This is a genomic window from Gluconacetobacter takamatsuzukensis (assembly GCF_014174275.1).
Taxonomy (GTDB): domain Bacteria; phylum Pseudomonadota; class Alphaproteobacteria; order Acetobacterales; family Acetobacteraceae; genus Gluconacetobacter; species Gluconacetobacter takamatsuzukensis.
In genome coordinates this window covers 24495-36522 of the sequence record NZ_JABEQK010000007.1, presented here as the reverse complement: position 1 = coordinate 36522, position 12028 = coordinate 24495, and the positions used below count along the sequence as shown (strand labels likewise).

Annotated in this window: 8 protein-coding genes; 1 reads left to right on the top strand and 7 read right to left on the bottom strand. The window is 67.8% G+C overall.

All coding sequences use genetic code 11. The annotated features are described in order from the left end of the window. Window positions 1-43: 43 nt before the first annotated feature. The 7 genes from pgl to tkt all read right to left on the bottom strand — a co-directional run bounded on the left by pgl (window position 44) and on the right by tkt (window position 10540). The gene (gene pgl, locus HLH27_RS10130) at window positions 44-778 is read right to left on the bottom strand and encodes a 6-phosphogluconolactonase (RefSeq protein ID WP_182949917.1); all 735 of its coding nucleotides are present in this window, start codon (window positions 776-778) and stop codon (window positions 44-46) included. After that, the gene (locus HLH27_RS10125) at window positions 778-1599 is read right to left on the bottom strand and encodes a Cof-type HAD-IIB family hydrolase (RefSeq protein WP_182949916.1); all 822 of its coding nucleotides are present in this window, start codon (window positions 1597-1599) and stop codon (window positions 778-780) included. Before HLH27_RS10125 ends, pgl begins: the two co-directional genes overlap by 1 nt. A gap of 141 nt (window positions 1600-1740) precedes the next feature. After that, on the bottom strand, window positions 1741-2583 hold the full coding sequence (locus HLH27_RS10120; RefSeq protein WP_182949915.1) for a Cof-type HAD-IIB family hydrolase: 843 nt from the start codon (window positions 2581-2583) through the stop codon (window positions 1741-1743). Further along, window positions 2580-4112 carry a glucose-6-phosphate dehydrogenase gene (gene zwf, locus HLH27_RS10115; RefSeq protein WP_182949914.1) on the bottom strand — a complete coding sequence of 511 codons (1533 nt, stop codon included), beginning with the start codon at window positions 4110-4112 and terminating at the stop codon, window positions 2580-2582. Before zwf ends, HLH27_RS10120 begins: the two co-directional genes overlap by 4 nt. 224 nt (window positions 4113-4336) lie before the next feature. Beyond that, window positions 4337-5332 carry a phosphogluconate dehydrogenase (NAD(+)-dependent, decarboxylating) gene (gene gnd / locus HLH27_RS10110; protein ID WP_182949913.1) on the bottom strand — a complete coding sequence of 332 codons (996 nt, stop codon included), beginning with the start codon at window positions 5330-5332 and terminating at the stop codon, window positions 4337-4339. Between the two features lie 108 nt (window positions 5333-5440). After that, window positions 5441-8308: a bifunctional transaldolase/phosoglucose isomerase gene (locus HLH27_RS10105; RefSeq protein WP_182949912.1), complete on the bottom strand. Its 2868-nt coding sequence runs from the start codon at window positions 8306-8308 to the stop codon at window positions 5441-5443. Window positions 8309-8431: 123 nt separating this feature from the next. Continuing rightward, complete coding sequence (gene tkt, locus HLH27_RS10100; protein ID WP_182949911.1) at window positions 8432-10540, bottom strand: transketolase; 2109 nt, start codon at window positions 10538-10540, stop codon at window positions 8432-8434. Between the two features lie 412 nt (window positions 10541-10952). Here tkt and HLH27_RS10095 point away from each other — a divergent pair, with 412 nt between their 5' ends. Continuing rightward, window positions 10953-12023 carry an MBL fold metallo-hydrolase gene (locus HLH27_RS10095; RefSeq protein WP_182949910.1) on the top strand — a complete coding sequence of 357 codons (1071 nt, stop codon included), beginning with the start codon at window positions 10953-10955 and terminating at the stop codon, window positions 12021-12023. Window positions 12024-12028: the final 5 nt, after the last annotated feature.

Sequence of the window (12028 nt, the reverse complement as noted above, 5' to 3'; positions counted from 1 at the left end):
TACCGGGACTGCCGGCGGTCCACTCGTTTTTATCCGCCGATCCTCATACGCCGGCAGCCGCCTTGTCGACCAGCCATGTCAGGTCGCCTTCGGTCGTGATGTGGCTGGCCGGTTCCACCGGGTCGCCGGCGCGCACCCGGGCGAAGACCGCGCGCTTGCCCGCCCCGGCCAGCATGAAGACCACATGCCGGCTGGAATGGATGGCCGGGTAGGTCAGCGTCAGCCGCGTATGCGGCGCGTCGTCGGGCACGCAGGTGGAGACCCACAATTTGCGCTCCTCCAGCACCGGCTGGCGCGGGAACAGCGAGGCGGTGTGGCCGTTGTCGCCCAGCCCCAGCAGCACGACGTCGAACAGCGGCCGGCCGGGTTGCAGGTCCGCGGCCCCGTACAGCGCCTGCAATTCCGCCTGGTAGCGGGCGGCCGCCTGGGCCGGGTCGCCGTCGGTGGGCATGGGGTGCACCTGTGCCGGCGGAATCGCGACATGCGACAGCAGGGCCGCCTGCGTCATGGCGTAGTTGCTGGCCGGGTCGGAGGGCGGCACGAACCGCTCGTCGCCGAAGAACAGGTGGGTGCGTGCCCATGGGAAGCGGATGGCGTAGTCGGCCGAGCCCAGGATCTCGTACAGTCGCTTGGGCGTGGAGCCGCCGGACAGGGCGACCACGAACGGGCCGCCTGTCTTGGCCAGCGCCTGTTCGGTCAGCCATTCGGCCATGTGGCGGGCAATGGCCTCGCCGTCGTCCAGCACCACCACGCGGCCGGTTGTCACGTCGTGACCCATCAGGAATCCTCCCCCAGAATATAGCGCTCGACCCCGATCGCGAACCCTTCCTCTTCCGAGGACGTGGTGACGTGGGTGGCCTGCGCCTTGACCTCGTCCGATGCCTGCCCCATCGCGATGGACAGGCCGCTGGGGCGGAACATCAGCACATCGTTGGGCTGGTCGCCCAGTGTCGCCATCTGTGCCGCCGGGATGCCCAGCAGCCGTTCCAGCGCCGCCACCACGCCGCCCTTGTTGGCATCGTGATGGGTGACATCGACATAATAAGGCTGCGACCGCGCGGCGGAGGCCGCGTCGCCCAGCGCCTGTTGCAGATCGTGCTCGACGCGCTTCATCAACTCCAGATCGTCGGAGACGCCGGTGATCTTGATCACCTGGTCCAGCGCCGCGCCGACATCGGCCGCGACCTTGGGCGGGAATTTCACCGTCCATTGCTCGCGCGCCACATGCGGCGCCGCGGCGTCGGAGACGATCCAGTCATTGCCGTTATAGACCCATGGATCGACCTTGTGGTCGCGCAGGATCTGCAATGTGCGGCGGGCGATCTCGGGCGTCAGCGTGTGGGATTCGATCACCGAATAATCGGGCCGTACGATCAGCCCGCCATTGAAGCCCGCGATCGGCTGGTCGATATGCAGCGGGTCGATGACCATCTTCATGCCCAGCGGCGGGCGGCCGCTGGTGATGGTGAACAGGATGCCCCGTGCCCGCAGGCGTTCCACGGCGCGGATGGCGCGCGGGGTCAAGATCTTCTCCCGCGTCACCAGGGTGCCGTCGACATCGGCCAGCACCAGCCGGATTTGGTCCGCTTCAGTGCCCATTCCGTTATCCTTTTCTCAATGAAGGTCGGGCTCTGCCCGAACCCGGAAGGGGACGGTCGTCCCCTTCACCCCTGTTCGTTTCCCCAACGACTGGTTTCCAAAGGCGACTGCCTTTGGCGGGGTGCGGGGCAAAGCCCCGCGTTAGGCTCTGGGCAAGACATAATCGTGCATCGCCTGGGCCCAGCCGTCATGCGTGTTGGCGCCGGTCACGAAATGGGCGTGGGTCTTGACCGCGTCGGGGGCGTTGCCCATGGCGATGGCGACGCCGGCTTCGTCGAGCATCGGTACGTCGTTGTTCATGTCGCCGATGCACGCGACCTCGCTGATATCCACCCCCATCAGGCGGGCCAGTTCCATGGCCGCGTAGCCCTTGTTGGCCTGGGGGTGGGTGATGTCGAGATAATAGTCCGACGAGCGGTGCACGCTGGCATGGCCGGCCAGCAGGGCGGCCAGCCGGGCCTCGGCCTGGGCCAGGCGGGGGAAATCGGTCGATGCGCCCATGATCTTGCCGACATCGTGGTAATGGCCGGTGAAATCGGGCACCACCAGCGGCTCGGTCTGCACCGTTTCGCGCTCGCGCGCCACATAGGGGCCGTGCGGGTCGGTCACCAGCCAGTCGCGGCCGATGAACAGCCAGGCGCTGACATCGTCCTCCTGCAAGGCCCCGACCGCCTCGCGCGTCGTGGCCGGGGCCAGCGACAGGCGGGAGAGGATGGTGCCGTCGGCGCGGGCCACCAGCCCGCCATTGAGCCCGGCATAGGGCGTATTGTTTTCCAGCGGGCCGAGGAACATCTCCATTCCGCGCGGGGCGCGGCTGCTGACCAGGCACAGGGTGATGCCGGCCGCGCGGAGGGCCCGCGCCGCATCCAGCACCCCGTGCGTCAGGCGCTTGTCGGGCGTGACCAGCGTGCCGTCGATGTCCGACACCACCATGCGCACGCGCCCCGACGGGCCGGGGCGCCCCTGCGAGCCCGGCGTGCTCATGCGCCCAGCGCCAGCCAGTGGCGGCCGTCGCGGGCCAGCAGGGCATCGGCCTCGACCGGGCCGGACGAGCCGGCGGCGTAGGCGCAGAGCGGCGCCGTGCCGCCATGGCCGCCCCAGTCGAGCGCCGGCTGCACGACCTGCCACCCGGCCTCGATATTGTCGGCGCGCTGGAACAGGGTCGCGTCCCCGATCAGGCAATCGTAGATCAGCGTTTCGTACCCGGTGCTGGGCCCGTCGCTGAACCATTCGGAATAATCGAACTTCATCCGCACCCCGCCCAGGCGCACGGTCGGGCCCGGCACCTTGGCGCCGAATTGCAGGGTCACGCCCTCGGTCGGCTGGATGTGCATGGTCATGATGTTGGGGGTCAGCCGCTCGACCGGCGTGTCGCGGAACAGCGCGTAGGGGGCGTGGCGGAAATGGATCGCGATTTCGGTCCGGCGTTCGGCCAGCCGCTTGCCGGTGCGCAGGTAGAACGGCACGCCCGCCCAGCGCCAGTTATCGACCGCCAGCTTCATCGCGACATAGGTTTCGGTCTGCGAATCGGGCGCCACGTCGGGCTCGTCGCGATAGGCGGGGACGTCCTCGCCGCCCAGCATGCCGGCCACGTACTGGCCGCGCACCACGTCCTCGGACCCCACGCAGTGCGCGGCCTTCAGCACCTTGGATTTTTCGTCGCGCACCGCGTCGGCGTCGAAGGAGACCGGGGCCTCCATCGCCGTCATGGCCAGGAGCTGCATCAGGTGGTTGGGCACCATGTCGCGCAGGGCGCCCGTGCCCTCGTAGAAGCGGCCGCGCCGCTCCACCCCCACGGTTTCGGCCGCCGTGATCTGGACATGGTCGATATTCTGGCGGTTCCACAGCGGTTCGAAGAACCCGTTGGAAAAGCGCAGGGCCAGGATGTTCTGGACCGTTTCCTTGCCCAGGTAATGGTCGATCCGGTAGATCTGCCGCTCGCGCAGCACGCCCAGCAGGCGGCGGTTGAGTTCCCGCGCCGAGGCCAGGTCGTGGCCGAAGGGTTTTTCGACGATCACGCGGCGGAACGTGCCGTTGGGCTCGGCCACCAGGCCGGCCTCGCCCAGACGGTCGCCGATGGGCCCGAAGAAACGGGCGGCGACGGCCAGGTAGAACACCGCATTGCCCGTGCCGATCCGCTCGGCCAGGCTGGCATAGGTCGAGGCCTCGTCGAACGAGCCGCGCAGGTAGGAAATCCGGCTGCTCAGCCAGGTCCAGATATCCTCGCGCAGAGTGGTGGCGGCCGTGCCGCGCCGGGCCACGAATTCCTGCAATGCCTCGTTGAACTGCGCGCGCAGCACGTCGTCGGACAGGTCCGCCCAGTCCACGGCGACGATCGAGAATCCGTCATCCAGCAGGCCGGCACAGGCCAGGTTGTAGATGGCGGGCACCAGCAGCCGCTTCGTCAGGTCGCCGCCGCCGCCGAAAATGACGAAGACGCATGACGGGGCACGCCGGGGCGGATGGCTGCTCCCTTCGACCTCGGAGGACGCGGACGCGATGATTCCATCCATGTCGGACGTTTCCCTGTACTGTTTGGTGTCCTGGATCTCTTCTTTTTCCGAAGAAAAAGAAGCAAAAAGACTTTGATTCGTTCAGGGACATTGTCTGGCGCAAATGCGAGGCACCTGACCGAATCAAAAAGAACGAAACCTGCCCACGACACGATCACGCTTTCGATACTTGTCCGTGGAACGCGTTCCACGGACAAGACTTTACCGTTACCGACGAAATATCCTTACTTTTTCTCGACATGTCCGCCGAAGCCGAAGCGCATGGCGGAGAGGATCTTCTCGGCGTAATTATTGCCGGTGCGCGAGCGGAAGCGCGTGAACAGGGATGCGGTGATGACAGGGGCCGGCACCGATTCCTCGATCGCGGCTTCCAGCGTCCAGCGGCCTTCGCCGGAATCCGCGACCTCGCCGGTGAATTCGGACAGGGACGCGTTCTTGGCCAGGGCTTCCGCCGTCAGGTCCAGCAGCCAGGAGGAGACGACGCTGCCGCGGCGCCAGACTTCGGCGATATCGGCCATGTTGAGGTCGAAGCGCTGATCTTCGGGCAGCAGCGGCGAATTCTTGGTCTTCATGATGTCGAAGCCTTCGGCGAAGGCCTGCATCATGCCGTATTCGATGCCGTTATGGACCATTTTCACGAAATGGCCCGAGCCGGCGGGGCCGCAATGCAGGTAGCCCTTCTCGGCGCGGGGATCGAGGTCCGGCTTGTTACGGTCGGGCGTCGGGGGAACGTCGCCCTTGCCTGGGGCCAGGGCTTCGAGGATCGGGTCGATATGGTCGGCCGAATCCTTGGTGCCGCCGTACATCATGCAGTAGCCGCGCTCCAGCCCCCACACGCCGCCGGAGGTGCCGACGTCGATATAGTGGATGCCCTTTTGCGCGAGCTGGGCGGCGCGGCGGATATCGTCCTTGTAATAGGTATTGCCGCCGTCGATCAGGATGTCGTCCTTGCCCAGCAGGCCGGACAGTTCCTGCACCGCGGCCTCGGTGATTTCGCCGGCGGGCAGCATGACCCACACGATCTTGCGCGCGGCCGTCAGCTTGCCCACCAGGTCGGGGACGCTGTCGGCGGCGATGCCGCGGCCGCCCTCGATCCGGTCGCGGACCTTGCCCACAGTGGCGGGATCGCGGTCGAACAGGACCACCTCATGCCCATGGCGCGACAGGCGGACAGCGATGTTGCCGCCCATGCGACCCAGGCCGATGATGCCGATTTGCATAATGTTCCGTCTCCATGGCGCGGCACCACGCCGCGCGTAAGCCAGCCCCCGGAGATCCTTCATGAAACCGGGGGTGCCCCGCCCGCGCGGCGGGCGGGGCCGTCCAGATCAGAGGGCGGCGTCGATCGCCTGGCCCAGGGCCCGCAGGCCCGATGCCAGGTCGCCCGAGACATGCACCCGCAGCGCGCGCCGGCCGCGTTCGGCCAGCACGTCGAAATCGCCCCGCGCCTGCGCGGCCTTGACCACGCCGAACGTGTATTTCTCGCCCGGTACCGGCAGGTCGGCCACGTCGTCGGCCGTGATCTGCAGGAACACGCCGCTGTTGGGTCCGCCCTTGTAGGCCTGCCCGGTGGAGTGCAGGAAGCGCGGCCCGAATTCGGCCGCCGTCGCCACCTTCAGCGCGTCGCGGATGGCCAGGCGGGTGGCCTGGATCCACGCGATGGTGGCGGCGTCGCGTTCGACATAGGCCAGCAGGCCGACATAATCGCCTGCCTTCACCCGGCCGAAATGGGCCTTGAGGATCTCGGCCGTAGAGCCGCCCTTCAGCGCCGCCGCGTTGGCCGGGTCGGCGAAGAAGGCGAAGGCGCCGTCGGTCGCGAACGGGGTTTCCGCCGGCAGGGTGCCGGTTTCGTTATAGGCCGTCGTCAGCTTCTTGGTTTCGATCTTGGAGGCCTCGACATCCGGCTGGTCGAACGGATCGATGCCCAGGATCGACCCCGCGACGGCGGTTGCGAATTCCCAGTGGAAGAATTCCTGCGCGATCTGGAGCGGGTGGTGCAGCGTGATCGTCACCACCGGTTCGCCGGCCGCGACCAGGGCCTTGATCGCCTCGTCCTGCTCCGCATCGGGCTTTGCGGCCAGGCGCAGATAGGCGAAGACGCGGTCCTTGCCGTAGAGCGCGGGGGCGCCCAGCGTTTCCTGGTCGATCGGGACCAGGCCCTTGCCGATCTTGCCGGTCGATTCCGCGATCAGCTGTTCCAGCCACGCGCCCAGATCGTGGATGCCGGGCGAGGCGACGATCGTCACCTTGTCGCGGCCGAACTGGGTGCCGGCCACGCCCAGCACGGTGCCGAGCTGCACGCCCGGGTTGAGCGCGGGCGGCACCGAGGCGGCGGAGGCGCGGGCGCCGTACAGCGCGCTGTCCAGGAACGGCTTGAGCGGCACGCCGGAGGCGGCGGCCGGGACGATGCCGAAATTGGACAGCACGGAGTAGCGGCCGCCGATTTCCTTCTCGCCGTAGAAGATCTTCCAGAACCCGTCCTTCTTCGCGACCTCTTCCATATGCGAGCCGGGATCGGTCACGGCCACGAAATGGCCGCCCACCTTGTCGCCCAGGACCTTCTTCGCGGCCTCGAAGAAATAGGCCTTGAGGATGTTGGGCTCCAGCGTGCCGCCGGATTTGGAGGAGACGATGAAGAGCGTCTTCGCCAGATCGATCTTTTTTTCGAACGCGCGGATCTGCTGCGGGTCGGTGCTGTCGAGCACGTAGAGATGCGGGAAGCCCTCATGCTTGCCGAAGGTTTCGGCCAGCACCTCGGGGCCCAGGCTCGATCCGCCCATGCCCAGCAGCAGGATGTCCTTGAAGCCCTTCTGCTTCACTTCGGCCTGGAAGGCCTCCAGCGCCGGCAGGTCGGCCAGGCGGTCGTCGACGATGCCCAGCCATTTCAGCCATTTGGCCTCGTCCTTGCCGGTCCAGACCTTGGCGTCGCGCGCCCAGATGCGGCGCACCGTGCCGTCCTGGCGCCAGGATTCCAGGCTGGCCTTGACCGCCGCGTCGATATCGGCGGGGAGGTCCAGCGTCGTTTCGGTCAGCCTGTCGCCCAGCAGCACGTTCTGCTTGCGCGCGACCGAGCCCAGCAGATCGTCGAACGCGTCGGCGAACGAAGCCACGCCTTCATCGACCAGCGTGACCGTCACGCCCGCCAGGTCCAGCCCCAGGCGCTTGGCCTCGGCCAGCACGTGGCGCGCGCCCTCGACATCCTCGGTCAGCGAGGCGCGGACCTTGCCGTGGTCGCGGAAGGCGTCGAACGTTGCCGGCGGGATGGTGTTGACCGTGTCGGGGCCGATCAGTTCCTCGACATACAGCACGTCGCTGTAGGCCTTGTCCTTGGTGCCGGTGCTGGCCCACAGCAGGCGCTGCGTCTGCGCGCCCAGGGCCGCCAGCTTCTGCCAGCGCTCGGATTTCGTCACTTCCTGCCAGTGCAGGTAGGCCAGCTTGGCGTTGGCGATGGCGACCTTGCCGCGCAGGGCCTTGAGGGAATCGGCGTCCTTGTCGCCGGCGGCCACGCGCTGGTCGATCTTCTTGTCGATCTTGCCGTCGATGCGGCTGACGAAGAACGAGGCGACGCTGGCGATGCCCGAGACCGGTAGCCCCTTGGCGTGCCGGTCTTCCAGGCCCGCGATATAGGCTTCCAGCACGTCCTTGTAGGCGTCGAGCGAGAACAGCAGCGTGACGTTGATGTTCAGCCCGTCGGCGATCACGGTGCGCACCGCCGGCGCGCCCTCGTCGGTGCCGGGGATCTTGATCATCAGGTTGCGGGCGTCGACGGCCTTCCACAGGCGCCGTGCCTCGTCGACCGTGCCGTGCGTGTCGCGCGCCAGGTAGGGCGAGACTTCGAGGCTGACATAGCCGTCCAGGCCCTTGGTTGCCTCGTAGACCGGATATAGGACCTTCGCCGCCGCCTTGATGTCGTCGATGGCCATCGTCTCGTACAAGGTACCGGCATCGACGATGCGATGGGCCAGGATGTCCTTGTATTGCGGGTCGTAATCCGTGCCCTGGCCCATCGCCTTCTGGAAGATGGCGGGGTTGGAGGTCACGCCCTTCAGCCCGTCCTCGTCCACCAGCTTCTTCAGGCTGCCATTGTCGGTGTACGACCGCTGGATGAAGTCCAGCCAAGGGGACTGGCCGAACGATTCCAGTGCCTTCAGCGGATTGGCGCTGCCCTGCACACCCGCCTTGTGTACGACGTTCATGGTGTTGCTCCTTCAGATTTCATGACGGTGACGGCCGGCGCGGGGCCTGCGGTTACCGTCTGCTTTCCGGTCAATCCGGGCCGGCCGCCCCCGCGCGCCAGGCGCGGGGGGCGGCGCGGGTGATCATTTGGCCAGCAGCGCGCGGGCCTGGGCCAGCACGGCGTCGACCGTGAAGCCGAACTTCTTCAGCAGGGCCGCCAGCGGGGCGGAGGCGCCGAAGGAATGCATCGCGATGATCGCGCCCTGGAGGCCGACATAGCGGTCCCACCCGATCGGGGACGCCATTTCGACCGCCACGCGGGCGGTGACGGAGGGCGGCAGCACGCTGTCGCGGTAGTCCTGCGGCTGGGCCTCGAACAGGTCCCACGACGGCATGGACACCACGCGCGCCTTGACCCCTTCGGCCTTCAGCGTCTCGTAGGCCGAGACCACCAGCCCGACTTCGCTGCCCGTCGCCATCAGGATGATGTCGGGCGTGCCGTCGCTGTCGGCCAGCACGTAGGCGCCCTTGGCCAGGCCCGAGGCCGGGGCGTAGACGGTGCGGTCCAGCGTCGGCAGGTTCTGGCGGCTGAGGATCAGCACCGACGGACAGTCGGTCAGCGGGATCAGGGTGCGCCAGGCCTCGGCGACCTCGTTGGCGTCGGCGGGGCGGATGGTGGTCACGCCCGGCGTGGCACGAAGCTGTACCAGCTGTTCGATCGGCTGGTGGGTCGGGCCGTCTTCGCCCACGCCGATCGAATCATGGGTGAAGATATACACCACCGGCTGGTTCATCAGCGCCGAGAGGCGGATCGGCGGCTTCATGTAATCGGAGAAGATCAGGAAGCCCGAGCAATAGGCGCGGATGCCCGACAGCGAGATGCCGTTGCAGATCGAACCCATCGCGTGCTCGCGCACGCCGAAATGCAGGTTGCGCCCGCCATAGGTGCCGTTCCATTCCGGCGGCTGGAACGCGCCCGCGCCCTGGAAGGTCAGGTTGGTCTTGGTCGAGGGCGACAGGTCGGCCGAGCCGCCGATCAGCCACGGCAGGTTCGGCGCGATGGCGTTCAGCACCTCGCCCGAGCTCTGGCGCGAGGCCACGCCCTTGGCGCTGGCGTCGTAGACCGGGATGTCCTTGTCCCACCCGGCCGGCAGGCGGGCGGACAGGATGGCGTCCAGCTCTGCCGCCAGGTCGGGATATTCCTTGGCGTAGGCCGCGTACAGCGTCTTCCACTGCGCGCTGGCTTCGGCACCGCGGGCGCCCAGGCCCTTCTGGAAGATGGCCTGCACGCCGGGGGGGACGTAGAAGGGTTCGTCCTCGGTCCAGCCATAGGCCTTCTTGGCGCCGCGGATTTCCTCGTCGCCCAGCGGCTCGCCATGGGCCGAGGCGGTGCCGGCCTTCTTGGGTGCGCCGAAGCCGATGACGGAATGGACGATGATCAGGGTCGGGCGGGTGGTCTCGGCCTTGGCATCGGCCAGGGCGGCGAGGAACGCCTGCTGGTCGTTGGCGTTGCGGACTTCCAGCACGTGCCAGCCATAGCCCTCGAAGCGCTTGCCGACATTCTCGGTGAAGGCGATGTTGGTCGAGCCTTCGATCGAGATCTGGTTGCTGTCGTAGATCCAGGTCAGGTTGCCCAGCTTCAGGTGGCCGGCGGTCGACGCGGCCTCGCTGGCCACGCCTTCCATCATGTCGCCGTCACCGCAGAAGGTGTAGACATGATAGTCGAACAGGTCGAAGCCCGGCTTGTTGAAGCGGGTGGCCAGCCATTTCTCGGCCATCGCCATGCCGACGGAATTGCCGCAGCCCTGGCCCAGCGGGCCGGTCGTGGTCTCGACGCCCGCCGTGTGGTGGTATTCCGGGTGGCCGGGGGTGCGGGAATCGAGCTGGCGGAACTGCTTGAGGTCTTCCAGCGTCAGCGCCGGGGCGTCCAGCACCTTGCCGTGCTTCACGTCGCGCACGCCGGCCAGGTAGATCAGCGAATAGATCAGCATCGACGCATGGCCGATGGAGAGCACGAAACGGTCGCGATTCGGCCAGAGCGGGTCGGCCGGGTCGTAGTTCAGAACGTTCTGCCACAGTGCGAACGCAGGCGCGGCCATCGCCATCGGCGTGCCCGGGTGCCCCGAATTCGCCTTCTGGACGGCATCCATCGACAGGGTGCGAATGGTGTCGATGCACAGCAGGTCCTCGGCGGACGGCCCAGCCGCCCCACCCTCGAACGCCCGGACGGGCTGGGTGATCATAGAACGCATTAAACCATCTTCTCCGTATGAGGGTGACCCTGTCTCGCTCATCTGACCGGGCTCCGCGCCCGATAGCCGCCTCATGCGGCAGCGCGCATGGAGGCGGACAAGCTTCGTCACAGATGGGCGGGGGATGACCCGTCCACTGGGACCCTGTTCTTCATGTTTTTGTCATCCGGTTAAGGTCCTGACGGTCGGACCGGATGAAGAACCGGGGCGACCTTGTCACGGTCTCCCCTTCCTGGGCAAGTCGCCACGCCCGCACGGAGGCGGCTGCCGCCATTACAACGCCTCGCGGCCGCAGGTTTCCAGTACGGGATTTTCACGAATCCTCGACCGATTTTCCCGGCACATCCCGAAACACGCTTTTTCCCCGCCGGCCGGACAGGCCATAAGAAAGCCGGCAACAGGAGATCTGCCCATGCCGCCATCCACGCTGCCGATGTCGGATCATTGCGACGGGCGCCGATTCTTCAACCCGCCCTCCATCCTGCCCCTCGCCCCCCGGCGCGAGCGGGTCGGGCTGGCCGAGATCCTGCGCTGGCAGTGGCGCCGCCGCCGGCTGCCGGCCTGGGCCGCCCCGGCCATGCCGCCGCCCGCCGGCGACCCGCATGCCCTGCCCGCGCCCGGGACCGTGCATGTCACCTTCATCGGGCACAGTACCTTCCTGCTGCGCCTGCCGCGCGGCGACGGACGGGCGCTGACGGTGCTGACCGACCCGATCTTCTCCGACCGCTGCTCGCCCGTCGGCTGGGCGGGGCCGCGCCGCGCGCTGCCGCCGGGGCGCAGCCTGGATGCCCTGCCCCGGGTGGACCTGGTGCTGGTGTCGCACTGCCATTACGACCATCTGGACCTGCCCAGCCTGGCCGCCCTGGCCCGGCGGGACGCGCCCATCGTCATCACCCCGCCGGGCAATGCGCGGCACATCCGCAAGGCCGGGCTGCGCGCGATCGTGGAATGCGACTGGTGGGAGGGGCACGATATCGACGGCCTGCGCGTGACCGCCACCCCGGCGCGGCATGGATCGGCCCGCACGCCCTTCGACGCCAACCGGGCGCTGTGGTGCGGATTCGACATCCGCCCGGCGGGGGACGGGCCGGCGCCGTCGGTCTTCTTCGCCGGGGATAGCGGCCATGGCCGGCACTGGGCGCAGATCCGCGCCCGGCTGGGGGCGCCGGATATCGCGCTGCTGCCGGTGGGGGCGTATGACCCGCGTTTTCTGATGGAGCCGGTCCATGTCACGCCCGAGGAGGCGGTCGCGGCCATGATCGACCTGGATGCGGAGCAGGCGGTGGGCATGCATTACGGCACCTTCCGCCTGACCGACGAGGCGTATGACGAGCCGCTGCGCCGGATGGCCGCCGCCCGTGCCGCCGCCGGGCTGGCGGAGGCGCGTTTCGTCGGGCTGGGCCATGGGGAATGCCGTGTCATGACGCCAGGGCGCCGCGCCCGCGCGCATCGCGACCTCGCGCGGGAGGGAATCAGCGGCTAGAACCC